General features: G+C 65.8%; 28 protein-coding genes. 9 read left to right on the forward strand and 19 right to left on the reverse strand.

Features of this window, described 5'->3' with window-relative positions; translation table 11 throughout:
• Positions 1–5 precede the first annotated feature (5 nt).
• From DEIPR_RS10065 to DEIPR_RS10075, 3 genes are read right to left on the reverse strand one after another with little or no spacing between them, the layout of a single operon-like run.
• A complete protein-coding gene (locus tag DEIPR_RS10065) occupies positions 6–746 on the reverse strand; it encodes an ABC transporter permease (protein WP_013615722.1) in 741 nt (246 codons plus the stop codon).
• Positions 743–1702: an ABC transporter ATP-binding protein gene (locus tag DEIPR_RS10070; protein WP_013615723.1), complete on the reverse strand. Its 960-nt coding sequence runs from the start codon at positions 1700–1702 to the stop codon at positions 743–745. Before DEIPR_RS10070 ends, DEIPR_RS10065 begins: the two co-directional genes overlap by 4 nt.
• A complete protein-coding gene (locus DEIPR_RS10075; RefSeq protein ID WP_013615724.1) occupies positions 1699–3126 on the reverse strand; it encodes an ABC transporter permease in 1428 nt (475 codons plus the stop codon). The genes DEIPR_RS10070 and DEIPR_RS10075 overlap by 4 nt, the downstream gene beginning before the upstream one ends.
• Positions 3127–3336: 210 nt before the next feature.
• Between DEIPR_RS10075 and DEIPR_RS10080 the strand changes: the two genes are divergently transcribed.
• Entirely contained in the window at positions 3337–4380 is a 1044-nt protein-coding gene (locus DEIPR_RS10080; RefSeq protein ID WP_013615725.1) for an ABC transporter substrate-binding protein, read from the forward strand.
• 76 nt (positions 4381–4456) lie between these two features.
• Here the strand turns inward: DEIPR_RS10080 and DEIPR_RS10085 are convergent, their stop codons facing one another.
• On the reverse strand, positions 4457–4831 hold the full coding sequence (locus tag DEIPR_RS10085; protein ID WP_041222096.1) for a helix-turn-helix domain-containing protein: 375 nt from the start codon (positions 4829–4831) through the stop codon (positions 4457–4459).
• Between the two features lie 78 nt (positions 4832–4909).
• Between DEIPR_RS10085 and DEIPR_RS10090 the strand changes: the two genes are divergently transcribed.
• From DEIPR_RS10090 to DEIPR_RS10100, 3 genes are all read left to right on the forward strand, one after another.
• Complete coding sequence (locus DEIPR_RS10090) at positions 4910–5416, forward strand: hypothetical protein (protein ID WP_013615727.1); 507 nt, start codon at positions 4910–4912, stop codon at positions 5414–5416.
• 50 nt (positions 5417–5466) lie between these two features.
• Positions 5467–6546, forward strand: coding sequence for an agmatine deiminase family protein (locus tag DEIPR_RS10095; RefSeq protein WP_013615728.1), 1080 nt, complete (start codon positions 5467–5469; stop codon positions 6544–6546).
• Positions 6547–6750: 204 nt separating this feature from the next.
• The gene (locus DEIPR_RS10100) at positions 6751–7683 is read left to right on the forward strand and encodes a magnesium transporter CorA family protein (protein ID WP_013615729.1); all 933 of its coding nucleotides are present in this window, start codon (positions 6751–6753) and stop codon (positions 7681–7683) included.
• Positions 7684–7898: 215 nt separating this feature from the next.
• Here DEIPR_RS10100 and yidC read toward each other — a convergent pair whose 3' ends face one another.
• On the reverse strand, positions 7899–9476 hold the full coding sequence (yidC, locus tag DEIPR_RS10105) for a membrane protein insertase YidC (RefSeq protein ID WP_041222948.1): 1578 nt from the start codon (positions 9474–9476) through the stop codon (positions 7899–7901).
• A 484-nt stretch (positions 9477–9960) separates the two neighbouring features.
• Here yidC and rpmF point away from each other — a divergent pair, with 484 nt between their 5' ends.
• Entirely contained in the window at positions 9961–10143 is a 183-nt protein-coding gene (gene rpmF / locus DEIPR_RS10110; RefSeq protein ID WP_013615731.1) for a 50S ribosomal protein L32, read from the forward strand.
• 50 nt (positions 10144–10193) lie between these two features.
• Here rpmF and DEIPR_RS10115 read toward each other — a convergent pair whose 3' ends face one another.
• The 10 genes from DEIPR_RS10115 to DEIPR_RS10160 form a co-directional block, all read right to left on the reverse strand.
• Positions 10194–10769: a helix-turn-helix domain-containing protein gene (locus tag DEIPR_RS10115; RefSeq protein ID WP_013615732.1), complete on the reverse strand. Its 576-nt coding sequence runs from the start codon at positions 10767–10769 to the stop codon at positions 10194–10196.
• A gap of 36 nt (positions 10770–10805) precedes the next feature.
• The gene (locus tag DEIPR_RS10120) at positions 10806–11996 is read right to left on the reverse strand and encodes a serine hydrolase (protein WP_013615733.1); all 1191 of its coding nucleotides are present in this window, start codon (positions 11994–11996) and stop codon (positions 10806–10808) included.
• 67 nt (positions 11997–12063) lie between these two features.
• Entirely contained in the window at positions 12064–12801 is a 738-nt protein-coding gene (gene ubiE, locus DEIPR_RS10125) for a bifunctional demethylmenaquinone methyltransferase/2-methoxy-6-polyprenyl-1,4-benzoquinol methylase UbiE (protein WP_013615734.1), read from the reverse strand.
• Positions 12802–12873: 72 nt separating this feature from the next.
• Positions 12874–14058, reverse strand: coding sequence for a glycine C-acetyltransferase (locus DEIPR_RS10130; RefSeq protein ID WP_013615735.1), 1185 nt, complete (start codon positions 14056–14058; stop codon positions 12874–12876).
• An 80-nt stretch (positions 14059–14138) separates the two neighbouring features.
• Positions 14139–14342 (reverse strand): helix-turn-helix domain-containing protein, encoded by a 204-nt coding sequence (locus DEIPR_RS10135; RefSeq protein WP_013615736.1) that lies wholly within the window; start codon positions 14340–14342, stop codon positions 14139–14141.
• 245 nt (positions 14343–14587) lie between these two features.
• On the reverse strand, positions 14588–15364 hold the full coding sequence (locus tag DEIPR_RS10140; RefSeq protein ID WP_013615737.1) for an alpha/beta fold hydrolase: 777 nt from the start codon (positions 15362–15364) through the stop codon (positions 14588–14590).
• A 20-nt stretch (positions 15365–15384) separates the two neighbouring features.
• Positions 15385–16521: an aminotransferase-like domain-containing protein gene (locus DEIPR_RS10145; protein ID WP_013615738.1), complete on the reverse strand. Its 1137-nt coding sequence runs from the start codon at positions 16519–16521 to the stop codon at positions 15385–15387.
• A gap of 257 nt (positions 16522–16778) precedes the next feature.
• On the reverse strand, positions 16779–17519 hold the full coding sequence (locus tag DEIPR_RS10150; RefSeq protein WP_013615739.1) for an amino acid ABC transporter ATP-binding protein: 741 nt from the start codon (positions 17517–17519) through the stop codon (positions 16779–16781).
• A gap of 47 nt (positions 17520–17566) precedes the next feature.
• On the reverse strand, positions 17567–18226 hold the full coding sequence (locus tag DEIPR_RS10155; RefSeq protein ID WP_013615740.1) for an amino acid ABC transporter permease: 660 nt from the start codon (positions 18224–18226) through the stop codon (positions 17567–17569).
• A 10-nt stretch (positions 18227–18236) separates the two neighbouring features.
• The gene (locus DEIPR_RS10160) at positions 18237–19076 is read right to left on the reverse strand and encodes a basic amino acid ABC transporter substrate-binding protein (RefSeq protein ID WP_013615741.1); all 840 of its coding nucleotides are present in this window, start codon (positions 19074–19076) and stop codon (positions 18237–18239) included.
• 287 nt (positions 19077–19363) lie between these two features.
• On the opposite strand from DEIPR_RS10160, the gene DEIPR_RS10165 reads away from it, so the two are divergent.
• On the forward strand, positions 19364–20530 hold the full coding sequence (locus DEIPR_RS10165) for a prepilin peptidase (RefSeq protein WP_013615742.1): 1167 nt from the start codon (positions 19364–19366) through the stop codon (positions 20528–20530).
• Positions 20531–20724: 194 nt separating this feature from the next.
• On the opposite strand, the gene DEIPR_RS10170 is transcribed toward DEIPR_RS10165, so the two are convergent.
• The 4 genes from DEIPR_RS10170 to DEIPR_RS10185 all read right to left on the reverse strand — a co-directional run bounded on the left by DEIPR_RS10170 (position 20725) and on the right by DEIPR_RS10185 (position 24005).
• A complete protein-coding gene (locus DEIPR_RS10170; RefSeq protein WP_013615743.1) occupies positions 20725–21387 on the reverse strand; it encodes a hypothetical protein in 663 nt (220 codons plus the stop codon).
• Positions 21387–22352, reverse strand: a complete 966-nt coding sequence (locus tag DEIPR_RS10175) for a GNAT family N-acetyltransferase (protein ID WP_013615744.1) — start codon at positions 22350–22352, stop codon at positions 21387–21389. Before DEIPR_RS10175 ends, DEIPR_RS10170 begins: the two co-directional genes overlap by 1 nt.
• Positions 22349–22549 carry a hypothetical protein gene (locus DEIPR_RS10180; protein ID WP_013615745.1) on the reverse strand — a complete coding sequence of 67 codons (201 nt, stop codon included), beginning with the start codon at positions 22547–22549 and terminating at the stop codon, positions 22349–22351. Before DEIPR_RS10180 ends, DEIPR_RS10175 begins: the two co-directional genes overlap by 4 nt.
• Before the next feature lie 127 nt (positions 22550–22676).
• Complete coding sequence (locus DEIPR_RS10185; RefSeq protein ID WP_013615746.1) at positions 22677–24005, reverse strand: dicarboxylate/amino acid:cation symporter; 1329 nt, start codon at positions 24003–24005, stop codon at positions 22677–22679.
• 338 nt (positions 24006–24343) lie between these two features.
• Here DEIPR_RS10185 and DEIPR_RS10190 point away from each other — a divergent pair, with 338 nt between their 5' ends.
• The 3 genes from DEIPR_RS10190 to DEIPR_RS10200 are packed head-to-tail and all read left to right on the forward strand — an operon-like array spanning position 24344 to position 26298.
• Positions 24344–25027, forward strand: a complete 684-nt coding sequence (locus DEIPR_RS10190) for a PIG-L deacetylase family protein (protein WP_245532701.1) — start codon at positions 24344–24346, stop codon at positions 25025–25027.
• A 48-nt stretch (positions 25028–25075) separates the two neighbouring features.
• Positions 25076–25675 (forward strand): helix-turn-helix domain-containing protein, encoded by a 600-nt coding sequence (locus DEIPR_RS10195; protein ID WP_013615748.1) that lies wholly within the window; start codon positions 25076–25078, stop codon positions 25673–25675.
• Complete coding sequence (locus tag DEIPR_RS10200) at positions 25663–26298, forward strand: ImmA/IrrE family metallo-endopeptidase (protein WP_013615749.1); 636 nt, start codon at positions 25663–25665, stop codon at positions 26296–26298. Before DEIPR_RS10195 ends, DEIPR_RS10200 begins: the two co-directional genes overlap by 13 nt.
• Positions 26299–26374: the final 76 nt, after the last annotated feature.

Consider the following 26374-nt stretch of genomic DNA (forward strand, 5'->3'; position numbering starts at 1 on the left):
AAGGCTCAGCTGGCCCAGGGAGTCAGCCGGCGTTCCAGCGTGCGCATGGTGAAATCGCCCAGGAGGGCCAGGAGCGCCACCGGAACGGCCCCCTGCAGAATCAGCGCCAAGTTGTCGGCGCCCAGTCCGGCGATGATAGGTACACCCAGGCCCCCGGTGCCGACCATCGGGGCCAGGGTAGCAGTGGCCACGGTCAGCACCAGCGCCGTACGGATGCCCGACAGGATGGCCGGCAGCGCCACCGGGACTTCCAGCCGCCACAGCCGCTGCGCCGCGCTGAGACCCAGCCCCCGGGCAGCGTCCAGCACCGGCGCTTCCACCCCTTGCAGGCCCAGCACCGTGGAGCGGGTCACCGGCAATAGGGCGTAGAGCGTCAGGGCAGCCACCGCTCCCACCGCACCAAAACCCACCAGCGGCAGGGCCAGAAACAGTACCGCAATGGGCGGGAAAGTTTGCCCCACAGTAGTGAGGTTGTTCACCAGCGGCAAGAAGGCGCGACCCTGCGGCCGGGTGGCCCACACCCCCAGACCCACGCCGATCAGCAGCACCAGTGCCATGGTCACTCCGATCAGGCTCAGGTGCTGCCAGGTCAGCTCCCAGAGGGTGTTGCGCTCATAGACTGGCGTACTGACCCCAGGAAAGAGCCGGCTCAGCGTCCGCGCCCACAGCTCCTGCGCCGACACCAGCCAAAAGAACGCAGCCCAGCCGGCGGCCAGCAGGGCGACCTGAAGGCCGGGGCGGCTCATGCGGGCGGCCCTGCCGGCTGCAGTTCAGCGGGCGAGCGGGCGAAATCGCTCAGGCGCAGCGAGCCGACCACCTCACCGGAAGGGGCCACCACCTGCATGGCCGCCCCGCCGTCCCCCAGCAGCGCCGAAAGGGCGCGGTCTGCCGGCCAGTCCAGCCCCACCTGCCCGCGGGCGGCCGGGTCGGGCGGGCGCATGTAGTCGGCGGCGGTCCGCAGGACCAGGCGCAGCAGCTCGCGGCTGTCGCCCAGAAAGGAAGCCGCGAAGCCGTTGGCCGGGCGGTGCAGCAACTCGTCCGGCGGGCCGAACTGCTGAATGACGCCGTCTCCCAGCAGGCAGATGCGGTCGCCCAGCCGCACCGCTTCCTCCACATCGTGCGTCACGAACAGGATGGTCTGGCCCAAGTCGCGCTTGAGCTGGATGAACTGGTCCTGCAGCCCTTCGCGGGTGATGGGGTCCAGCGCGCTGAACGGTTCGTCCATCAGCAGGTAGGCGGGGTCGGCGGCCAGAGCGCGGGCGATGCCTACACGCTGCTGCTGCCCGCCCGACAGCTGCCGGGGGTAGCGCTCGGCGTAGGCGGCCGGCTCCAGACCCATCAGGGCCAGCAGTTCCTCGGCGCGGCGGCGGCGCTGAGCAGCGGGCACCCCGGTGATGCTGGGCACCAGTTCTACGTTCTGGGCCACCGTCAGGTGCGGAAAAAGCCCCACACTCTGAATCACGTAGCCGATGTTGCGGCGCAGCTCCACCACGTCCACTTCGGCCACGTCGCGGCCGTCCACCCACACGCTGCCGGAGGTGGGCTCGATCAGACGGTTGACCAGCCGCATCAGGGTGCTTTTGCCGCTGCCGCTGGGGCCGATCAGCACCACCAGCTCGCCCTCGGGAACGGCCAGGGTAATGCCGCTCAGCACGGGCGGGCCGCCGGCAAACTGCTTGGTGACTTCTCGGAATTCGATCATGGCGTGTTCCTCGCTTCCTGAACCAGGGCGGTTTCCGGGCGCAGGCCCGGCGGGGTCAGGCGGGCGCCCAGCCAGCCCACCACCCCACTCAGCAGCAGGGCCACCAGCACGATAGGCAGCGCGCCCAGCAGCACCAGGTCCGGCACATTTCCTTCCACCCCCCGCTGAATAAAAAAGCCCAGGCCCCCTGCGCCAATCAGCGGCGCGATGGTGGCGATGCCGAAGGTGAGCACCAGCGCGGCGCGGACTCCTTCCATCACAAACGGCAGCGCGATGGGCCACTCGGCGCGGCGCAAAATCTGGCCCTCTGTCATGCCCAGGCCACGGGCGGCGTCGGTCAGGGCCGGGGGCACCGAGCGCAGCCCCACGAAGGTATTGGTCACGACCGGGAGCAGGGCGTAGATGGTCAGCGCCAACAGCGCCGGCGCCGCGCCGATGCCGCGCACACCCCATGCCGACAGTGGAGCTGACAAGGAGAGCGCCTGCGGGCTGAAGCTGCGCCCCCCCAGCCAGGCCCCTTCCAGCAGCCCGATCAGGGCCAGGCCGCCCAGCAGCAGCAGCGCCTGAAGACCCAGCAGGGCCAGCAGCCCACCCAGCAGGCCCGCTATCCGCCCCCCGAACAGCCGCCACAGTGCCCCGCCCAGCAGCAGGGCTCCGCCTGCCCAGGCCAGGTAGACCCCCAGCGTAGTGTCGCGGCCCAGCGCAGAAAACACCGGCAACACCAGCCCGAACAGCGCCACCGAAGGAATGGTTTGCAGAAACCCGGCCACCCCCAGCACGCTGCCCGACAGCCGCTCATAACGGGCCGCCGCCAGACCCAGCGGCAGTCCCAGAATCAGCGCCAGCCCCAGCGCCGTGAGACTGAGGGCCAGATGCAGCCCCAGCTGCGGCCAGAAGGTCGCGGCAATGTTGGCGTACTCCTGGGACAGCCCCAGGTCCTGCCACCAGCCCAGCAGCGGCACGGCGGCGAACGCCAGCAGTCCCAGCAGTCCTGCCAGGTGGGCCGGCCCCGGCCAGCGGCTCAGGCCGAAGCCTGCCACGTACAGCGCCAGCACGCTGAGCCAGAACCCGCCGGCAGGGGAGACGCGGGCCAAAGGCGTGGCCTGCCCTACCAGGGCGCTGGCGGCGTACCCCAGCAGCCAACCCACCGCCGCGCAGGTCAGGGGGAACAGGACTGCGCCTGCCCAGGCCCCTGCTGCGCCGCTCATACCCTGCCGGGAACGCTCCCCACCGGCCCAGGCCAGGGCACCCAGGGCCAGCCACAGGGCAGGCAGGACCCAGGCGGCCGCCCCGCTGCTCAGCAGCGAGACGCCCTCACCCAGCACCAGGCGGTTCTCACGGAAGTTGACCCACGGCAGCGCCAGGGCCAGCAGCCCCAGTGCCGCGCCCAGCAGCAGGATGGGGTCGGGGCGCGCGCGGTTCATCCGTTCACTTTAGGCCACGCTTGCGGCAGCGGCACAGCCAGGCATTAGGGCGGCTTTAACACATGGCCGGCCCGGCGGCGCTGGCCCGCTAGCCTGAATATCCGGCCCCCCAACGAGTGCTGACCTGCCTCTACCTTTCCTGGGCCGTGCCACCACAAGCAGCCCTAGCCCATCCCTGTCCTGTATTCCCGCAGCCCCTGGAGGCACATCATGAAAACCGCACCCGTCATCCTGACCCTCAGCGCCGCCCTGCTGGCCGGCTGCGCTCCGCAAAAAGAGACCGAGACCACCACGGCCACCACGGTTTCTACGGCCACCACCCAGCAGAGCGCTTCGACTACCGAGACAGCCAGCGACGCGGCTTCCAGCACTGCCCCGGCAGCCAGCAGCACGGCGGCCACTGGCCAGACCGGCACCGTCACCGTGGGCAGCAAGATTGACACCGAGGGCGCGCTGCTGTGCCAGGTTACCAAGCTGAGCCTGATAGACGCAGGCTTTACCGTAAACGACAAGTGCAGCACCGGCGCGACCAACGTGGTCCGCAAGGCGCTGGAACAGGGCGAAATCGACCTGTACCCCGAGTACACCGGCAGCGCCATCTATATCCTGAACGAGGCGGGCGCGGGGATTGACGAAGCGGTGAGCCGTGACGCCCAGCAGGCCTACGACACGGTCAAGCGGCTGGACGCCGAGAACGGCATCGTGTGGCTGGACCGCGCTCCGGCCAACAACACCTGGGCCGTGGCCGTGCCGCAGGGACTGGCCGAGGAAAATGGTCTGGAGACCATGGCCGACTTCGGCCGCTGGGTCAGCGGCGGCGGCAAGGTGAAGCTGGCCGCCAGCCAGGAGTTCGTGGACCGCCCCGACGCCCTCAAAGCCTTCGAAGCCACCTACGGCTTTAGCCTTACCCCGGACCAGCTGGTGATCGTGCCCGGTGGCAACACCACCCAGACCGAAACCGCCGCCGCGCAGGGCACCAGCGGTGTGAACGCGGCGATGGCCTACGGCACCGACGGCGCCATCAGCGCCCTGGGCCTGAAAGCCCTGACCGACCCCGAAGGAGCCGTGGCGGTGTACCAGCCCGCCCTGACGGTGCGCGAGGAGACACTGGACAAGTTCCCCCAGATTGCCGACGTGATGAACCCTGTGTTTGCGCGGCTGGACGAAACCACCCTGGCCGAGCTGAACGGCCGCATTGCCGTGAACGGTGAGGACGCCGCCAAAGTGGCGCAGGACTGGCTGAGCCAGCAGTAACCCTGGGAAGGGGATGGGGGAAGGCGGCTCACGGGACTGCCTTCCCCCATCCACTTTTTTGCGTGATGTCCTCGGCTCAGTCCTCTTTGGCCCAATCCCGCAGATAGTCCGCCACCAGCTCGCTGAGCATCACCCCTTCACGGGCCGCCTTCTCGACCTGAGCGGCCTTTTCCTGGCGGGTGAGGGGCAGCCACATCGCCACATACTCGCGGCCGCCTTCTACCTTGTACTCGCCGCCGTCCTCGCCCAGCTGAACCATGCCATTGGCCTCTGCCATATTGCCCTCCGTGCCCGACATCAGCCAGGCCAGAATCTGCGAGCGGACAAAGCGCCACTCACGCCCCACCTTGCGGCCTGGAAGTTCGCCGCTGCGAACCAGGCTGTAAGTGGTGGTTTCGCTGACCTTGAGGAAGGTTGCCAGCTCCTCCAGGGTCAGCACGTCGCCTTGCACCGGGTCAGGGTGAGTGATGGAACCCAGCCATCCGGGCCGCTCACCCCGGTTTCAGAGAAGACTGAAAGGCTAAGGGCTATGGCAAAGCACTTCATCCCAGCGCTGCTGACCCTGGGCGTCCTGGCATCCGGCACGGCCCAGGCGGCGGGTCTGCTGAACCGGCCCGTCGCCGTGCAGGGCACCCAGTTCTGCGAAGCGAACCACTGCCAAGCGGCCGGACGGCAGCCCATCGCAGGCTCCGTTTGGGAGTTCGTGTACACCACTGCGCCGGCCGGGGCGGGACCAGGCCCACAGCTTCAGGTCTACACTTCGCAGGGCCGGGTGGTGGGGGCCGCCCTGAACTTTGCCGGGGCGCAGGCTTCCTTCACGCCGCAGGAGTACGGCCAACCGGGCACGCCCGCAGGAATAGCGGCCGACTTTACAGCGCTGCTGCTGGGGCAACAGCCCACCTACCAGTTGCTGCAAGAGTGGCAAGCCAGCTGCGACAGCGGCCAGCGCCTCAACTTTGCCGGGGCGCGGCTGACCTGTAGCCGCCTGGGCCTGGCTCCCGGCCCGCAGACACTGGCCTTCCACATCGGGCAGTGACCCGGTAGGGAAAAGCCAGGCGGAAGAACGCAAGTGATTTAATAGAAGCCATGAAGCATCTGACCCCCGCTGACCCCGCGCCCCGTGACCTGGGCTTTGCCATGCCTGCCGAGTGGGAGCCGCACGTGGCCACCTGGATGAGTTGGCCCGCTGACGATGAGCTGTGGTTCGGCCACCTGGAGGGTGTGCGCCGCGAATATGCCGAGCTGGTGCGGACCATCGCCCGCTTTGAGCCGGTGGAGCTGCTGTGCCGCAGTGCCGAGTGCGAAGCCGACGCCCGCGAGCGCCTGGGCGCAGACGCCGCCAATGTCACCTTCCATCAGGTGCCCCTGGACGATTCCTGGGTGCGCGACAATGGCCCCATCTTCGTGCGGAACGCTGCCGGCGAAGTGGCCCTGGTGAACTGGGAATTCAACTCCTGGGGCGGCAAGTTCGAGTGGGAAAACGACAACCGCATTCCCGAATATGTCGCCGAGCACCTGGGTATGGGCCACTGGGACCGCCCCGAAGTGCTGGAAGGCGGCGGCCTGGAAGTGACCGGGGACGGCGTGGGCCTGACCACCCGCTCCTGCTTCCTGACCGACACCCGTAATCCTGACCTGACCGAAGAAGGCTATGCGGCGCTGCTGAATGACACCCTGGGCGTGCGCAACCTGCTGTGGCTGGACGGCGGTCTGGAAAACGACCACACCGACGGGCACATTGACACCATCACCCGTTTCACGGATCCGCGCACCATCGTGACCAGCGTGGCCGAGGACGAAACCGACGCCAACCATGCCGTGATGGCCGGCAACCTGCAGCAACTGCGGCAGATGACCGACGCGCAGGGTCAACCGTTCTACATCGTGGAGCTGCCGCTGCCCGCGAACCGGCTGGAAGGAGCCGAAGGCCGCTTGCCGCCTACTTACGCCAACTTCTATATCGGCAACGGCTTTGTGGCAGTGCCGCAGTACGGCGACCCCAACGACGAACGGGCCCTGGAGATCCTGCGGCCCCTGTTCCCCGGCCGCGAGGTCATCGGCCTGCCCAGCCGCCAGATTATCGAGGGGGGCGGGTCGTTCCACTGCCTCACCCAGCAGCAGCCGGCCGGCCCGGTCTGGACCGGCACGGACACCCCTGAAGGTTGAGGTGGGCACAGGCGCCGAACAGCATGAGCCCTGGATAGCCTTGACGAATACTGCATAGCGCGCTAGAGTAATAGACATAACCGCTCCGAGTGAGCGGGTTTTTTATTGCCTGCCGCCGGGCCGCTCTTACACTGCGCCGTGCCATACAGGGCTGTGCCATACCGGGCCGTCTCACGCTGTACCGTCTCACACTAGACTGAGCGGGTGATTGAGGCCGCCGATTTTACCGGAAAGCTGCTGGACCCCTTGCCGGGAAGGCCACCGGCCGACATCTGGGTGCATGTGGCGCAGCCCAGTGAACAGGAATTGGAGCAGCTGCAAGCCAGTTTCCCCATGAACAAACTGGCCCTGGAAGACGCCCTGGAGGAAGGGCACCCCAGCCACTACAGCAGCTATCCCGAGGGCGACGTGCTCACCTTCCGCTTCCTATGCAGTCCGGAAGAACTGGGAGAAGAATCCCAGCGCCTGACCCTGTTTCTGTACAGCGACCGCCTGCTGTCGCTCAGCTCGGACGAGCCCGCGTACCTGGCCGAGGTCCGCGCTACGCTGGAGCACGACCCGGCCAGCTCTGCCGGAGATATCGCCTTTCGGCTGCTGGACCAAGGGGCACGCAGCTACGCCGAATTCGTCCACAATCTCGAAGACCGCATTGACGAGCTGGAGCTGGGCATGTTCGGGGAGCAGCAGGACCAGCACCAGAAGCGGCTGGTTCCGACGGTGTTCGGGCTCAAGCAGCGGCTGACTCAGGCGCGGCGGCTGTGCCTGGAAGCCCAGGACGCCCTGGTGCTGCTCGCGCGGCACGCCTCGGCGTCGGAAGAGGACCTGCTGCGCTTCCGCGACGTGCGCGATTCTATGAACCGCCTGTGCAAGCGCCTGGATACCAGCCGCGACAACCTGACCAACCTGCTCAGCATCTATTCCAGCGTGCAGAGCCAGCGCATGAACGAAGTGATGCGCACCCTGGCCGCCGTGAGCACCGTATTCCTACCGCTGACCTTTTTGGCCGGGGTATGGGGCATGAACTTCGAGCACATGCCCGAACTGCACTGGCCCTTCGGCTATGCGCTGGCCTGGCTGAGCTTCGTGCTGGTGGCTGCCGCCCTTACCTGGGTGTTCCGGCGGCGGGGCTGGTGGTAAATTCCGGCCTGCCCCCGGATAACCTTGACGAATACTGCATAGCGCGCTAGAGTAGTGAACATAACCGCTCCGAGTGAGCGGGTTTTTTATTGCCTGCTGCCCCCCGCCCATGATCTGCGGAGCTGGCCTTGGTTGGCAGATATACGGCCCCCGGACGCTAAGCGACCAAAAGAAAACCTCCCCACTGTGGGGGAGGTCAGAAGGCGCTGGAAAGCTCAGTCCTTGGGGGCGTCAATCACGCGGCTGTTCTTGCGCTTGGCGGACGCTGCCGGCGCCGTCTTCTGGACGGTCTGACCGGAGCGTGCCAGTTCCACTTCCACCTGCTTGTTCACGATGAACTGCTGCAGGATACCGATGGCGGTGGAAATAATCAGGTAGATGCTGACCCCGGCCGGGAAAATCAGGGCAAAGTACACGAAGAACAGGTACATGAAGGCCTGCTGCTTGAACATTTCCGGGGTGCGGCGGGTGCTGACCCACAGCTGGCCCATGTTCACGATCAGGTACAGCGCTGGCAGAATCCACAGGGGATCGGGAATCGCCAGGTCCGGCATCCAAAGGAAGCCCGAGTCAAACTCGAAGTTGCGGATGGTGGACCACAGGGCAATCAGCACCGGCAGCGGCAGGAAGCTGCTCAGGCAACCGGCGGGGTTGAAGTTGTGCTCCTTATAGAGCGCCGCCATTTCCATCTGCATGGCCCGCTGGGACTCCAGGTCTTTGGCATCCTTGTAGCGGTCCTGGATTTCTTTCATCTTGGGCTGCAGCACCTGCATCTTGGCAGTGGTGCGGGCCTGCGCCTGCATCACCGGCCACATCACCAGACGCAGCAGCACGGCGATCAATAGAATCACGATGCCCCAGTCGCCCACCAGGCGGTGCAGCAGTTCCATCAGCGACACGATAGCCAGGCTGATGTGCCCGAACCAGTTGGGGTCGAAGACACCGGGCATTCCGTAGAAGCCGGTCTGCTTGAGGTGAATCAGCTCATTGCGGCCGCCGTATACGTCCACCGAGCTGTTTCCGCTCAGGCCCAGGGTCAGCAGGGCGTTGCTGCCGCCGGTCATCTGGGCGTCCACGCGGGTGCCGCCTTCAGGGCGCACCAGAATCGCCGGGGACATCTGGTTGGGCGGCACATGCTGCATGGCGGCGTAACGAATGTTTTCCACGGTGGTCACGCCGGCACCCTGCACCGTCGCCACCTCGCCCACCTGCGGCAGCGCCCGCACGCGCGGGTTGCCGTCGTTGCCCAGGCCAGGCAGCAGCATCTGGTAGTTCTGGGTACCGCCGCCCACCTCGGTCTTGACGTTGATCAGGTAGTTCCGGGTATGAATGGTGACCGTCTTGGTGACCGGCACGCCGCCCTGCTCGTAGCGGAACACGGCCACCTGCTCATTGGTCTCTCCATTGTTCGACAGCTGCGGTTCCTGCGCGGTCACCGGAGCCTTGGGGTCAAGGTTTTCGGCCTGAATCTGCAGGGCCGGGCCATTCACCAGGTTGATGATGCCGCGCTCGTTCTGCAGCGCCGTGAAGTCGTAGGTGCCGTCGGCATTTTCCTTGATATAGGGTGAACCGGCATAATTCTTGACGTACCAGCCGATAATTTCGCCCTTGTTGTTGAAGACGATGTCGGCCAGATTGGTGCGGGAGATGCTCTCGCTGCCCTGCTGGCCGTCGAAGTCGGCGGTGATCCAGTCCTGAGTCAGGGTGTGCCCGAAAGGGGGGATGGGGCCGGTGCTTCCACAGCCGGTTAGCAGCAGGGCGCCGCCTGCGATGAGAAGTAATTTCTTGGTCATATTCTCGCTTTCTGGCTGGCCCCCAGCGCCGGCAGGCGACAGGGCCAGAATAAACAGTCGTTCTGAGTGGTCGGTCCGGTTGAGCTTCTGCGCTCCTGTACGCGGCCAGAGACCTCCGGGTTCCCGGAAATCCGGCCTGCCGCCGGGGGGCACCGCTTCCCAGTGTACGCAGTGTACGGGTTCCCAGTGTATGGGACGGAGGCGGGACAAAATATCCGCCCACCTTACCGGCCCATGACCAGGTGCCCCGCTGGGGAAAGAGGGGGATACCCGTGAGGGGCGCGGCTATGCTACACTGCCTGCTGTTCTCTCGCGCCTGAAGATTTCAGGAGACGGCGAGAAAGGTCCGGGCCCGCCCGCCCGAGGCCCCCCGGCAAGACCACAAAGAGCGCTGCTGGCCGCTACCGCACCGGCTCCAGACGCTCGGGGCAGGGGGAACACCGGCCCCCTGCCCAGCGGCAAAATACCCCTAAGGAGTTGAACCATGTCCAAGAAGCCCGTTCCTAAGAAGAAGACCAGCAAGAGCAAGCGCGACATGCGCCGCAGCCACCACGCCCTGAGCATGCCCGCCCTGGGCGAGTGCCCCCAGTGCCACGCCAAGAAGCTGAGCCACCACGTGTGCCCCAGCTGTGGCTACTACAACGGCCGCCAGGTGCTGAGCGTCTAAGCACGCCCTGTACGTCAAACTCCCCCAGCCGGGGGAGTTTTTTTTGGGGTCTACAGTGCTGGGCTGGGCTCTGGTGGGGGGCCAGCTTCACGCAGCCCACAGGCAGCCAGCACGGTCAGCAGGGGAATAACGCGCTCACCCGGCACGCGGTAAGGCCCCCGCGCGTGGGCGTGTAGCCAGCCAGCTGCCTGGAGTTCGCGCAGGTGATGGTATAGCTGCCCACCGCTAAGGCCCACCTGTTCGCCCAGCACCGACGCAGCCTGCGGTCCTTCCAGTGCCGCCCGCAGCAACGCCAGCCGCAGCGGGTGCCCCAGCGCCGCTAGGGACGCAGACACCGCCGACCAGTCCCGGTCCAGCAGGGCAGAGACCGGGTGGGTTTCCTGCCACACCCAGTCGCCGCCTGCGCCCAGCTGCGCGTGCCCGGCAAACAGCACCGCGCCGCCGGGCAACTGTTCTTGCAGGGTCAGCAGCGCCCAGGCGCGGTCTTCAGAGGGGTTGGGCCGGGCCGTCCCGGATCGGGCGGCCGTAGGGAGATCCGTCTGCAGGGCTTCTATCTGCTGTTCCAACGCCGCCAGCCGCGCTTCCAGGCGGGTCAACCGCTCCAGCGGGAGGCCGTCATCACTCATCCGCCAAGTCTAGACCACCGGGGCAAGGTGGAGCTGTCAAGGCAGTGGCCTCAGCGCTTCCCGCACTGCCGCTTGCGCGACCGGGTCGTAGGCGAGGCGCAGCATCCATTCGTTCAGCGCTGCCTGAAGCGGGGGCGCCTGTTCGGAGGGCAGATTGCGCAAGAACAGGCTGACCGCTATGCTCTGCCCGGCGTTGGGACCCTGCGAGGGTGTCAGCGCGTAGTTCTGGGTGAGCACGCCCTGGTCCAGATTGCCCCCCTTGAGATAGATGGCGCTGAACACGGCGGCATTTTCAGGACTCACTTCGGTCAGCCAGCCTAAGTGCCGGCGCATCACTGCCTGTTCTTCCGCAGAGAATTGTCCGGTATCCGCGCCCAGCACGCCAGCCATCAGCTGGGCGTAGTCGGCAGTGGTACCGGCCGGAAAAGTGGAATTTTGCAGCTGCCGGCCCAGCGCTGCGTCCTTCTGGAGCGCCGTGAAGATGATGCGCGCTGGCTGACGGCGGCTCGGCCAGGCAGCCAACTGCGCGGCCTCATGCCAGAAGCGGTCGGCCCGCTGCTGCGGGGACAGCGTAAGGAGTTCAGCGGCACTCGGAGCGCTCCAGGCAGCAAACACACCGGACACCGGAGCTACCGGTTGCTGTCCGCTCAGGCCCAGGCGCTGCACCGCTGCATCTATCCGTCCACGGCCCAGCCGGGTCAGGAGAACGTCGGTGGCAGCATTGTCGCTGAACTGAATCATGGCGCGGGCCAAGGTATCCAGCGGCACCGCGTGCGTGCCGTCTTTGGCACGCCCAAAGGCATCGGCGGGAATGTTCAGGCTTTTGAGGGCCTCCGCGTGGGCGCCACCGTCCTGCAAGACGTAGAAACTTTCCCATTCGGCCAGCGTGACCGGCTGCTGCGGGTCCAGCTCGCCGGCCGCCACCGCCTGCGCGTAGGCCGCCAGCACCACGATCTTGAACGAACTCGCCAGTGGCATCGGCTGGGCGGCGTTGTGGGCCAGCAGCGGGGCGGGCAGCGGCTGACCCGGCGTGACTGGATACACGCTCAGCGCCACGTCCTGTGGCCTTTCGCGCAGCAGGGTGAGCAGCAGCGAGAGCGTGTCAACTTCAGCCTTTGCTGCGGCTTGGGCTGAGGTGGAAGCAGGAGCAGCAGGACCGGACTGGGCCGCAGCTGACGCAGTTACAGCCAGCGCCAGCACAAAGACAGACAGCAAAGGTTTCAGCATGGACCTATGCTACAGAAATCTGTACAAATTTACAAAACTCTGGAAACCCGGCTTTCCCGCTGGCCGCTTAGCGCTTGTCCGCCACCCACATCCCGGCGATGCCGCCGCTGAGCGGCCGGTAGCGGGCACTGAAGCCGGCGCAGCGCATCATCTTCAGCAATTCTTCCGGCTCGGGAAAGGCCAGCACACTTTCGGGCAGGTAGGTGTAAGCGCTGCTGTCCCCGCTGACCAGCCCCCCGATACGTGGCAACACCTGCTGGAAATACAGCCGGTACACCCGCCCGAACAGGTTCTCGGCGGGTGGTGGGAATTCCAGAATGACCAGCCGGCCACCGGGCGACAGCACCCGGTACATTTCGGCCAGGCCCTGAGCGTAGTCGCTGAAGTTGCGAAAGCCGAAGGTGCAGGTGACCGTATCGAAACTGGCATCCGGGTAGGGCAGGGCCAGCGCGTCGCCCTCTTCCCAGGTCACCTCTAGGCCAGCTTGCCGGCCCTTGACACGGGCAATCTCCAGCATTTCCGGCACGAAGTCGCTGCCGGTCACCTGCGCGTAAGGAGCACGCCGCTTGAGCATCAGCGCAAAGTCGCCGGTGCCGGTAGCAATGTCCAGCACGCGGCGCGGCGCCTTGGCAAGGGCCTCACGGGCGCCGGCGTACCGCCAGGTCTGGTCCACACCCAGGCTGAGAATACGGTTGAGCAGGTCGTAGCGGGGCGCGATAGCAGCGAACATGGCCTGCACATCGGCGCCCTTGTCCTGGCCGTCACCCACGGCCGGTTTGCTGTGGGGGTGGTGGGGGTTGGTCATGGGGACATGGTAGGGCAGTGGCACGCCGCAGCGTGTCCCTGCTGGCGCACGCCTGACCCCTGCCTCCAGTTCTTAAATGACGCCCAGCTCCTTGCCCACGGCGCTGTACGCTTCCAGTGCCCGGTCAAGGTCGTCACGGGTATGCTCGGCAGTGACAATGTTACGGATGCGGGCCTTGCCCAGCGGCACCGTGGGGAAGCCGATACCGGTGGCAAAGATGCCGCGCTCCAGCAGTCGGCGGCTGGCTTCAAAGGCGGCGGGCGCTTCACCGAACACGACGGGCGTAATCGGAGTCTGGCTGCCCATGTGGTCGAAGCCCAGCGCCTCGATGCCCGCCTTGAAATAACGGGTGTTGTCCCACAGGCGCTCCATCAGGCTGGGGTCGCGCTGCACTTCTTCCAGTGCGGCCGAGAGGGCACCCACCACGGCGGGCGGCTGCGCGGTGGAGAACAGGTAGGGCCGCGCCCGGTTGATCAGCAGCTGGCGCAGGTCGGCATGACCGGCCGCGTAGCCGCCCACCCCGCCCCAGGCCTTGGACAGCGTGCCCACCTGAATCACGTCATCGGCATGCTCGAAGCCGAAGTGGTGCACGGTGCCGCGCCCGTCTGCGCCCAGCACGCCGGAGCCGTGAGCGTCGTCCACATAGGTGACGGCGCCGTAGCGGCGGGCCACTTCCACGATCTTGTCGAGCGGTGCGATGTCGCCGTCCATGCTGAACACGCCGTCGGTCACGACCAGCTTGAGGCCGTCGCTGTCGTTCTCCTGCAAGACCCGCTCCAGGTCGGCGATGTCGGCGTGCTTGAAAATCTTTTTGGTGGCTTTGGTCAGCCGCAGCCCGTCGATGATGCTGGCATGGTTCAGTTCGTCGCTGATGACCAGGTCATCCGGCTGCAGCAAGGCGCCCAGCACGCCCTGGTTGGTGGTGAAGCCGGAATGCAGCACCAGCGCGCTGCCGGTGTGCTTGAACTCGGCCAGTTGCTGCTCGAAATCTTCGTGGATACGCAGCGTGCCGGCAATGCCGCGCACAGCCCCTGCGCCCGCGCCCCACTCACGCAAGTAAGCTTCGGCCCGCTCTTTCAGCGCCGGATGGTCGGCGAAGCCCAGATAGTTGTTGCTGGCCAGGTTCAGCACGTCGCGGCCGTCAATGCGGGTGTGTGCCCGGTTGGGTGTCTCCAGCACCTTGGGAGAAATCAGCAGGCCGGATTCGCGCAGGCCCTCTAGCTCGCGGCTGAGGCGCTCGGACAGGGTGGTAGGCATAGGCCCAGTGTAGGGGCTCTATCCACATGCAGGCGTGCAGAACGTCCGGATATACCGAATCCTGCGGGGGCCGGGGCCGCTTATGCGCTCAGTTCCAGGTCCAACCCCAGGAAACGCCACAGGGCGCGGCGGTGGATTCTCACGCCCTGCGGGGCTTCCACGGCGCGCAGGCGGCCGTCACGAATCCAGCGGCGCACGGTGCGCTCGTGGGTGCAGGTAAAGTCGGCCACTTCGCTCACCTTGAGCAGCTTGGGCAGGGTCTTGTACTGGGATTCGAGAGTCATAGGGCACCTCCAAAACAAAGGGGGCCGCCACAAGGCAGCCCCACAGGGTCAGAGTTAAAGTCGTCAGCGCCGCGTCCCTGGCCGGCTTCCCAGAACTGGGGCGGCGGAGATTTCAGGGAACGAAGGCAATAAGCTTTCAACTTGCGGCGACTTTAGCATGAGATATGTCACCTTTGGGTCACAGGGAGTTCAAGACTTGGTCAAGGGACAAGTCAAACAGGCGTTGTGGCTCTCGTCATCTAGCCTCAGTCAAGACCGGTCAGGAAGTGTGTCGCAGCTTTGAGCACCGCTTCCCGCGCCTCCCGGTGGGGCGTATGGCCGCAGCGGGCAAGCACCTGCACAGTCACCGGCCCCTGAGCGGCGGCGGCAGTGCGCCACAGCTGTTCCAGGCTGCCGTACTCGTCCATCCGGCCCTGAATCAGCAGCAGCGGGGCCACGACGCCTGAGAGCAGCGGCTCTACCGTCCAGTCGCGGTAGTCCTCGGCCAGCCAGGTGTCGGTCCAGGCACGGTAAAGAGCGGGCACCTTGTCACCGTGGTATTTGACCAGCCGCTCGGCAATGTCAGTGGTGTGGTACGCCTGCGCCGCCGCCTCCACGCCACGCCGGGTTACGTCCTCGTTAAAGATGTGCCCGGCCTCGGCCACCGCGCCCACCACCCGCTCTGAGCAGAGGGCCGCCGCCAGCAGCGCGATAGAGGCCCCGTCGCTGTGCCCGAACAGCACCGCCCGCTCCATTCCGGCGGCGTCCAGCACGGCCGGCAGCACCGCCTGCGCCTCATGGGTCAGGTAGTCGCGGGTGCGGGGCCGGCTGAACGGGTCTGACCCACCGTACCCGAGCCGGTCGTACAGCAGGGCGTGGCGGCCGCTCGCTCCGGCCAACGCCTGCGGAAAGTCGCGCCAGGTGGCCGTGCAGCCCAGCGAATCGTGCAGGAAGACCAGCGGCGCGCGGGTGTCGGCCGGGCTGCCGGGGACATGGCGCAGCCGGCGCACCGCTACCTCGCCGCCCGGCACCTTTAGCCGCATGTCCTGAATCTGCACGGCGGCTATCCGCGCCTCATGCTGGCGATGGCCTCACCCAGCCGGGCGATGCCTTCACGAATCTGGTCTTCGTCGTTGAAGGCGAAACACAGCCGGATGTGGTCGGTGTAGCGGCCCTCCACCGAAAAGATGTTGCCCGGCTTGAAGGTGACACCGTAGGTCTGCGCGCGGGGCTCCAGCTGCTCGGCCACCATGTCCGGCGGCAGGCGCAGCCACACAAAGTAGCCGCCATTTGGCACCCGGAATTCACAGTCCGCGAACGCTGGTGCCTGCAAGCTCTGCACCATCGCGGCGGCGCGGGAACCGAAGGTGTCCATAATGCCGCCCAGATACTGGTCCATCAGCCCCAGTTCAAGCACCGAACTCACCAGCGAAGCGCCGATGGGGTTGGTGCCGCCCGCGCTCTGCAAGGTGGGGTTGGTCACCAGAAACTCCAGCACGTCGCGCCGGGCGTGAATCCAGCCCACCCGCAGGCCGGGAGCCAGAATCTTGGAAAAGGTTCCCAGCGAAATGACCCGCCCGCCCCCCACATACGCCGAGTAAGAGGGCGGCGCAGGAAAGCCGTAGTTCAGCAGGTGGTAGACCTCGTCCGCCACCACGTAAAAGTCGTAGCGCTCGGCCAGGGCAATCAGCGCTTCGCGGCGCCCCTGGCTCTGGGTCACGCCGGTGGGGTTGTGGTGCGAAGGGATGGTGTACACCAGCCGGGGCTGCCAGCGCTGCACCAACGCTTCCAGCGCCGCCAGGTCCAGGCCGCCACTGTCCAGCGGCGCGGGCACCACGGTCAGGCCGTGGCTCTGCATGATGTCGGGCGAGGCGAAATAGGTGGTGTCCTCCACGATGGCTGCCGCACCAGGCTGGGCCAGCATGTTGCACACGATGTCCAGCCCACCCGAGATACCGCCGGAAATCAGCAGCTCTTCCTGCGGGACTGCGAAGCCGTAGTGCCGGGTCAGAAAGTCGGCCAGCTGCGCCCGCAACGAGGGGTCGCCCCACTCATCGCCGTACTGCAGGAAGTAGGCGTCGCCCTGTGCAAAGCGGTGCTGCGAAGCCTGCTCGAACACCGAGTGCGGCAGCAGGGCGTCGGCCGGATAACCCAGACCCAGATTGATCATCTGGGTTTTGGGGAGGGTGGCTGAAGTCATGCACGGTCCTTTCTGCCCGGCAGGCCCACGGTGAGCGCAAAGCCGTGGCCGGGACTTGAGCTGGTCAGGCAGGGGCCTGGAGGCGGCCTGACAGGAAGCAATTTGTCGTTCTCTTCACTTTGCGCTGCCGTCCGCCCGTTTGCAAGCTCGGTTGCCACGCCACCCAGAAAGCCGCCCGCCACTCGGGAAGCGGGAGCAGCGGGCAGCAGGGGCTGGATGAATCACGTCAAATGAAACGGTTCGGGCCAGGGGCGGTACTAGTGGTTCAGCACGCGGCTGAGGAAGTTCTGGGTCCGCTCCAGCCGGGGCGCACCGAAGAATTCGGCGGGCGGCAGGTCTTCCAGCAGCTCGCCCCGGTCCATGAACACCACCCGGTCGGCCACCTCACGGGCAAAGCCCATTTCGTGCGTGACCACAATCATGGTCATGCCTTCTGCGGCCAGCCCGCGCATCACGTCGAGCACCTCGCCCACCACTTCCGGGTCCAGCGCCGAGGTCGGTTCGTCGAACAGCATCACCTGGGGCTGCATCGCCAGGGCGCGGGCAATCGCCACCCGCTGCTGCTGTCCACCCGAAAGCTGGCCTGGGAACTTGGCAGCCTGCTCGGCTATACCGACGCGTTCCAGCAACGCTGCGGCGCGGGCTTTGGCGTCGGCTTCGCTCAGGCCGCGCAGCTTGCGGGGCGCCAGCATGACATTGTCCAGCACGCTCATGTGCGGGAACAGGTTGAAGCTCTGGAACACCATGCCCACCTCGCGGCGCACCAGCGGGAGGTTGCGGGCTTCGGTCAGGCGGTGGCCGTTGACCACGATGTCGCCCTGCTGAAACTCCTCCAAGCGGTTGATGCAGCGAATCAGGGTGGACTTGCCCGAGCCTGAAGGCCCCACCACCACGACCTTTTGTCCCGGCTGCACCTGGATGTTCACGTTTTTCAGGACGTGGTGCTGGCCGTACCACTTGTTCAGGTTCTGAACGTCAATGATGGGTTCACCGTTCATAGACACCTCGTTTCTTGACGTCACTGAAGGATTCACGGGTTCCACAGTCATCGGCGCTCACCTTCCCCCCAGCGCTTTTCCAGGCGGCTGGACAGGAAACTCAGCACCATCGTCATCGCCAGGTACACCAGGGCGATAGCCAGGTACATCTCGAACGGCTTGTAGCTGCGGGCCGCCACGATCTGCCCAGCGCGGGTCAACTCGACCAGGGCGATAGAGGAGAGCAGCGAAGTGTTTTTCAGCAGGTTGAGGGCTTCGTTCACCAGCGGGGGCAGCACCCGGCGGAACGCCTGTGGCAGCACGATATAGCGCATGGTGTCGCGCGGCGAAAAGCCCAGCGACAGCGAGGCCTCGGTCTGGCCACGCGGCACGCCCTGAATGCCCGAACGCATGATTTCGGCCACGTACGCCGCCGAGTTCAGCGAGAAGGCCAGTACCCCGGCCGGAAACGGCTCCAAGTTGGTGCCGGTAATCTGCGGCAGACCGAAATAAATCAGGAAAATCTGCACCAGCAGCGGCGTACCGCGAATCAGTTCGATATAGGCAGTCGCCAGCCACGCCAGCGGCTTGATGGGCGACAGCCGCGCCAGCGCCAGCAGGGTGCCCAGAATGGTCCCGGCCACCAGCGCGATGGCGGTGACCTGCAAGGTCAGGACAGCCCCCTGAAGCAGGAAAGGCAGGCTGTCCGCAATCAGCTGAAAATCCATCAGACCGCGGTCACTGTGCTTGGTCGCTGAACCACTTGGCGCGCAGCTTGTCCAGTTCGCCGTTTTGCTGCAGCGTCGCCAGGGCGGCGTTCAGCTCGGCCACCAGGTCGGTGCATTCCAGCTGGGTCGCCAGGGCCTTGTTGCCGCCGTCCATCTCGCCGGCCAGCTTGATGTCGCTGTTGGCCTTGACATAGTTCTGGCCCGCCGGGGCGTCCACGATCATCGAATCGATCTGCCCGGACTTGAGGGCGGCCAGGGCTTCGCTGAACAGGTTGAAGGTGCGTACGTCGGCGCCCGCAATCTTCTCGGCCACGTCAGCCTGGACGGTGCCCAGCTGCACGCCCACCGTCTTGCCGTTCAGCGTGGCGGCGTCCTTGATGGCCGTGTCCTTAGCAGAGACCACAATCACGTTCTTGGTTTCCTCGTAGGGATCGCTGAACGCCACCGACTTGGCGCGCTCCTCGGTCATGGTCAGGCCGGCGGCAATCAGGTCAGCCCGGCCCGAGATCAGCGAAGGAATCAGGCCATCGAACCCCTGGCCGGTGAACTTGGCCTCTACACCGATTTCCTGGGCCAGCGCATTGACCATGTCCACGTCAAAGCCCACGATCTCGTTCTGCTCGTTGGTGGACTCGTAGGGCGGGTAGTCGGGGCTGGTAATCACGCGCAGGCCGTCCTTGCGGATGCGCTCCATGCAGGCGCCGCCAGACGCCGGGGCGGCGGCCGTTTCGGTCTGGCCCGCCGAGGCCGTGGTGGTCGTGGTGGTCTTGGTTTCTTCCTTGGGGGCGTTGCAGGCACTCAGGGTCAGGCTGCCCAGCAGCAGCATGGGGAAAAAAGCTTTCATGTTCATAGTCATCCTCCGGGGGAAGGTGGCCACCACAGCAGTCACCACATCTGCTGCGGATGTTATTCCCTGTAGGGATAGTTATGCAAGCTCCCCAGGCAGTGCCGGGCCGTGTTCAGGCGGCGGCGGCAGCGTCCACATGCGTATCAGTCCATCAGAGGCGGACAGACTGGAGCTGGTACAAAATTGGCCGCACGGAATGAATATTCCGTATAGCCATCCAGCCCGGCCACGTCCTGCGGCAAGCCCCTAGGGAGTAAATCTGTGAGACGGCGCACCGTACACTGCGGTCCGTGGACCTGCTGCCCCTGCCTTTCGTCCTGATTACGGCCCTTGTCTTCGGGCTGCTGGTCGGCTCGTTTACCAACGTGCTGATTTGGCGGCTGCCGCGTGGGGAGAGCATTTCCTTTCCGCCGAGCCACTGCCCGCACTGTGACCACCCGCTGGCCCCCAAAGACCTGGTGCCCGTGTTCTCATGGCTGTCGCTGGGCGGGAAGTGCCGCTACTGCGGGGCCCCCATTAAGACCCGCTACCCCACCGTGGAACTGATAACGGGCGTGGCCTACGCGCTGATTGCCTACTTTTATCCACCTGCCCTGTACGGGTTCGGCACGCTGGGGCTGATGCTGTTTTTCACCATTTTGCTGGCGGGCAGCGCGATTGACCTGGATACCTACACCATTCCCGACGAGCTGACCTTGCCTGGAGTGGCGCTGGGCCTGGGCTTTGCGGCGCTGGCGGGGGCGGGGCTGACGGCGGGCGGTCTGCCGAATTTCTCCGATGCTCTCAACGGAGCGCTGATGGGCGCAGGCATCCTGATGACGATTGACCTGCTGGGGTCGTGGGTGCTGCGGCGCTTCCGTGAGCGTCAGTATCCCGACTTGCCGATTGGGCACCAGCAGATTGCGCTGGCGCTGCTGGTCGGCGCGTGGGCAGGGCCGCTGTGGGGGCTGGGCGCGGCGCTGCTCTCGGCGGCGGTGAATGCGGGGGCGCGGCGGGTGATTCCTATTCCCGAACTGCTCACGTTGGGCGGGGCGCTGCTGAGCGTGGCCCTGGGTGTGAACCTGGGCCGTGACCCGCTCGCCATGCTGAACGGTGCCCTACAGGGTGCAGGCGCGGCGGCGCTGGTTGCCGGGCTGTACTGGTGGATTCAGTACGCCTTTATCCAGAAGAAGTCGGGCGAGACCGAGGTAGAAGAAGACGCCCCCTTTGACCCGAGCGCGATGGGCTTCGGGGACGTGAAACTGGCGGGGGCCATCGGCGCTTTTCTGGGCCTGAGCGGGGTGCTGGTCAGCCTGGGCGTGGCGATTTTTGCCGGTGCGATTCTGGGCGTGATTCAGATGGCGATGAAAGCCGAAAACCGCCTGAAGTTCGGCCCCTACCTGGCAATTGGCGCGGTGGTGGCGATGCTGTGGGGGGACGACGTAGTGAGCTGGTACCGGGGGATGCTAGGGCTGTAAAGAGGTCTGAGGGTCCAAGAGTCTAAGGGTCTAAGAGGGCCGTCAAGGACGCACATCGAGTCTATTAAGCTGCTTCTTAGTTGCCCCCCTCCCCTTGCTACGCAAGGCCCTCCCCCGCAAGGGGAGAGGGTCGAGGGAGCACACCCATGTCTTTGGCTGTCCACTCAGGGATAACCTTTCTGACTTTTCGACTTTCAGTCCCGCCGCAGCGGCTCCACCAACATTTCCGCCCCGAGCGCCTCGGCCAACGTCCAGAACTCGCGGTCGTGGGCGGGGTTGGTCCAGGCAGGCGACTGCACCAGCACCAGCGCAGTGACTGCGGCAGGTGCAGGAAGGTCAGCCGAGCGGGTCAGCGTGGCGCGCTCCAGCACGGGCGCGGGCAGCAGCGGCGTGAGTTCGGCGTGGGTGCGGGCGAGGTCGTAGCCCTCGGCCACGGGCAGGTCGGCGTGCCAGGTCGGGTAACGGCATTCGTAGCGCGGCACCAATCCCGCCGCCAGTGCCAGCCCCGCCCAGTTGCCAGGGCGCAGGCGGGCGGCATCTCCGCTGAAGCTGCTGAGGTCGTGGTGGCTGTCTATATTCAGCACCGCCAAGCCAGCGAAGCGCTCCAGCACCGGCCAAATATCGGCATGCGAGAGCGTGACGAAGGCAGGCACGCCAGCGTACTGCGTGAAGCCTTGCCAGCCGCCGTACAGCGGGAAATCATCTTGCAGCGCCTCCCAGCCGCCGCCGCGCTTGTGCGCTCGCTCCTGCCACGCGCCGAGGCGGTCATGCTCGCGGTCACGGGTGCCCCAAATCGGCGCATCGAACACCAGTTCACGGGTGCCCGAGTAGGCGTCCCAGTCTATGGAGAGGAGCATTACACCCCACCCCACTGGCACTCCACATGCGCGGGCTGGCGCACGAAGCCGAGGCGGTCATTGAGTGCGAGCATCGGCGCGTTGTTGCTGGCATTGTTGGTCCAGAGTTCGCGGATGCCCTGTGCTTTGGCCCGCTGCATCCCGCGCAGCTTGAGGGCCAGCCCCAGTCCCCTGCGCCGATACGCCCGCCGCGTTCCGGTCAGGCCGATGTTCAGCCGCTCGGGGTCAGTGAAATCACGCTGCAACTCGGTCATCGCGGCCACTGCGCCCTCATCCGTGACCGCCAGCCACACGCCGTCGCGGAAGAATTTGGGTTGGGTGCGGTACTTCAGGAATTCCTCAAAACTGACTGGGCTGGCAGGGGCGGTGCGCGGAACGTCCTGCCGCGCCTCGACATAGCAGTCGTAGTAGGCCCGCCAAGCGGCTCCCTCGCCCACTTCAGCCATCAACTCGGCCAAAGTCATGGCCCGTACACCTTCGGGTAACTCCATTTCGGTCTGCCAGCGGGTGGGGTCGAAGCCCTCCAACCGCAGTACATTGTCGAAAAAGCGCATCACCTTGCGGAAGCCTCGGCGCTGCAGCATCGCCAGCGCCTGCGTTTCAGTTTCCTTGGCCCCTGCCAAAACCTCCCGCGCCTCGCGCTCCTGCCAGTGGGCTTGCACCGTCCCGAACAGGCCGCCACCGATGCCCTGCCCTCTGAATTCAGGCAGCACCATCAGTTCGAGGTGATAGCGGTCCGGGTGAAACATCCAGGGCGCTTGCCATAGCCGCGCCGTGCCGACGACTTGCCCGTCTGCTTCGGCCACCCAGTCCTGCACATGGGGCTTCAGGGGACTTTGGGCCAGTTGGCGCAGGAAATGCTGGTCGTCTTCGAGGGTTTCAGCGTGGTCGGGAAAAACGGCGTTGTAAACGGCAAGGCTGGCAGGGAGGTCGGTAGGGGTGGCGGGGCGGATGCTGAAGCTCACTGTTCACCTTCCAGCCGCAGCCTGTAGCGCGTGCGGGTCGCCGTGCGCCTGAATCCCAGCGCCTCATTCATCCCCAGCATGGTTTTGTTGGGCGAGTCGTTGAAGGTCTTGATTTCGCCGCCCGCTGCCTGAAGCGCCCCAGCAATGGCTTCAGCGTCCGCAGGGTAGACCGGGCCGCGCAACGAGCAAGTGGACATGGGGTCATGCTGGCAGCATAGAGAAGAGCCGTCATGCGCCAGATGGCTTAGGGTGAAGGAAGGCCGCATCCTGCCAGCAAAAAGCCCCCGCTACGGGCGGGAGCTGCACCGCGCCGGGGTGGGAGACTCAGGCCGGCTTGGGGGCGTCAATCTCGCGGCCTTCGCCGCGCTCCTCGCTCGCCACGTCTGGTTCGATGGTCGGCAGGTCTTCGCCGTTCAGGGCGCGGGTAAAGCGGTCCATGTCCAGCGCATTCTCGCTGCGGGCCACCACCGCAGTCGCCACGGCATTGCCGATGAAGTTGGTCAGCGCCCGTGCCTCGGACATGAAGCGGTCAATGCCCAGAATCAGCGCCAGGCCCTCGACCGGCACATGGCCTACGGCGCCCAGCGTGGCGGCCAGCGTGATAAAGCCGCTGCCTGTCACTCCGGCGGCGCCCTTGGAGGTGAGCAGCAGCACGGCCAGTAGCCCCAGCTGCTCGGTCAGGCCCATCGGCGTGTTGGTGGCCTGCGCGATGAACACCGCCGCCATGGTCAGATAAATGGAAGTGCCGTCCAGGTTGAACGAATAGCCGGTGGGCACCACCAGGCCCACCACACTTTTCTCGGCGCCAGCGTGCTCCATCTTCATCATCAGCCGCGGCAGCGCCGATTCGCTGGACGACGTGCCCAGCACGATCAGGAGTTCTTCTTTGATATAGCGAATCAGCTTGACCACGCTGAAGCCGAAGAAGCGCGCAATCAGGCCCAGCACCCCGAAGATGAAAATCAGGCAGGTGAGGTAGAAGCTGCCCATCAGGAAGCCCAGCTGTTGCAGGCTGCCCAGGCCGTACTTGCCGATGGTGAAGGCCATCGCCCCGAACGCCCCGATGGGGGCCAGCCGCATCACGAAGCCAAGGATGATGAAAATGGTCTGGTTGACCATGTCAATGCCGTGCAGAATCTGGTCGCCCAGCCGGCCCAGGCGCAGCAGGGCAAAACCGAACAGCAGCGCCACCAGCAGCACCTGCAGCAGGTCACCCGTAATGAATGGGCTGAACAGGGTATCGGGAATCACGTGCAGCAGGTAGTCGGTCACGCTCTGCTCACCGGCGGCTTCTCTGTATTTCTCGATGCCGGAGCTGTCGAGGTCGGCCGGGTTCACATTCATCCCGCGTCCCGGTTGCAGCACGTTGACCACTGCGAGGCCGATGATCAGCGCCAGGGTGCTGACCAGCTCGAAATAGATCAGGGCTTTGCCGCCCACGCGGCCCACCTTCTTGGTGTCGCGCATGTGGGCCACACCGCTCACCACCGTGGCGAAGATGATCGGCGCAATGATCATCTTGATCAGCTTGACAAAGCCGTCGCCAAGCGGCTTGAGGCTTTCGCCGAAGCTGGGAAACAGGAACCCGACCAGAATGCCGAGCACGATGGCGATGATGACCTGTATATATAGGCTGTGGAAGATTTTGGGCATACAGTGTCCTTCAGGAAGAGGCAGGGTCCACTTGCGCTGGACCAGAGAGGTGTAAGAGCAGCGGGCAAAGTCTAGGCAGGACTCCAGTGGATGGAAAAAGAGTGCTGCCAGACGGGGAAGGCTCACGTCGGTTCCGGGGGAGACAGGTCAGATGCTCAGCCCCCACCGTTGACTTTGAGGAGCACTCAGCATACGCTTCCCTTCCGCAAAAGTGAATAACAATTCAGAAGCATGTCTCAAAGATGCAGTGCGGCCTATGCCCCATGAGGCGGAGCACACGAGGGCGCGGCACATGGGGGTCACGGTGAACTCCTACCGGGTAGCCTATGCTGGGCCGCATGACTGCCGATCCTATCCCTTCTGACAGCCCCCGCCTGAAACTGCTGCTCATCGTTCCTCACCCCGACGACGAAGTGTACGGCGCAGGCGGCACCATCATGGAATTCGAGGAAGCGGGCGAGAGCTGCGGCCTGGTCACCCTGACGCGAGGCAATGCGGGGCGCACCCTCGGCCTGTGCAGCACCCCCGAGGAACTGGCCGCCATGCGCGAAGTCGAACTAGCCGCCTGCCTGGACGTGCTCGGCATCACCGTGCACGAGCAGCACAGCTTTCCCGACAAGGCCCTGCGCGAGTACAATTTTGACGAATTGGTGCAAGTCTCCCGCGCCGCGCTGGAGCGCTACCGCCCCGAAATCCTGCTGACCTTCCCGCCCAACGGCTCCAACGGCCATCCCGACCATGTGACCACCCACCGCGCTGTGAAAGCCGCCTGGGACGCCCTGCCCGCCGCCGAGCGCCCGGCGCTGTGGTACTACGCTGGCAGCGCGGCTCCCGAGGACGACTCCCTGCTCCCGAGCTGGCTGCCTGCCAACCTGAAACGCGACGTCAGCAAATACGTGACCCGCAAGCTGAAAGCCATCGGCTGCCACCGCACGCAGGCGCTGAGCAGCGTGGACTTTATCCGCAAGTTCCCCGAACGGATCACGGAAGAGACCTTTTACGTGGTGAGCGGGCAGGACTGAATCAGCCGGCACCCGCGGTTGTTCACCCCTTTTTTGGTAGGCTGGGGCATGGACCGTTACGGGGGAGCGCTAAGGGTACGGCGCGAGCAGGCCGGGTACCGCTCGCAGAGCGACTTGGCCCGCGCCGTGCGGGCACTTGACGCGGAAGGCGACCTGCCCGCAGGCCTGAAACCTTTTAGTCAGCAGTGGCTCTCGCGCCTGGAGGAAGACACCGACGGCAGCGTGCTGCTGAGCGCACGGGCGCAGCAGCTGCGGGCGCTGGCGTACATGCTGGGCTGGACCGGCACCGAGTTCGAGGCGGCGGTGGGCGTGCCGGTGGGCACCGTCCCCGGATTGGCTGGGCAGCTTGAGCCAGGGCCGGGGGAGCTGGGACCGGGTGAGCCGGAAGTGGGCAGCGCCGCAGCGCAGGGGTGGAGTGTCGCGGCTGGGGAGCGGCCGGTGCCGGCGTCGCTGCTGGAAGCGGCCGAGGTCTTCGGGGCCCGGCCCGAGTTTGCCGAACTGCGCGAGCCGCGCTGGCTGCACTTCCTGACCGGGCTACACCACCGCCGCACCCCACAGACGGCCGGCGAGTGGCTGGCCCTGTTTCTGGACCTGCGCGAACGGTTCGACCCCCCGCCACCCGGCGCGGAGGCCGCGTGGACGCCCTGATTTCCGATTACCTGCGTTATCTGGAGCGCCGCCACCGCCAGGCGGGTTATCCCAGCGACATGGACGCGCTGGCCGGACGGCTGGGAATAGAAGTGCTGCGCGGTGAATACAGTGTGGCCAGCGGCAAGCAGGTGCAGGTGAGCCGGGGAGGCACAGCCGCCACCCGGCGCGCCGACACCGCGCACGAGCTGGTCCACGCGCTGAGCGAACAGGGCCAGTACACTGGAGCCATTCGGCGCGAACATGCCAGCGTGCCCGACCTGGACGAACACCTGGAACTGCTGACCGAACACGGCGCCGACCTGCTGCTGATGCCCGACGCCCTGGTAGCCGACCTGCTGGCCCAGCACGGCGAAACAGCCACTGCCGTGGCGCAGCTGGCACAGGAGGCGGACGTTTCGCTGCAGCAGGCGCTGCGGCGCTTCGTGTTCCTGAACCCCGCCCAGAAGCGGGTGGGCTACCTGCTGCAGGGCGATTACATCTGGTACGCCCTGGCCACCGGCTGGGCGCGGCAGTGGATAGGTTCGCGGCTGGAGGAAGCCGGTTTCCGTGAGGCGGGCGGCACGCTCTGCGCGTCGTCGTACGGGCGCACCGGGCGGATTGCGGTCTACTGCGAAGTCTGAGCCGCTCATTCTGCTATTGACTAAATGGAGAGTATCTACTATATTTTTGGTAGGTAAGAACTGAGGAGGGTGGTCC

It is taken from the genome of Deinococcus proteolyticus MRP (assembly GCF_000190555.1).
Lineage (GTDB): Bacteria > Deinococcota > Deinococci > Deinococcales > Deinococcaceae > Deinococcus > Deinococcus proteolyticus.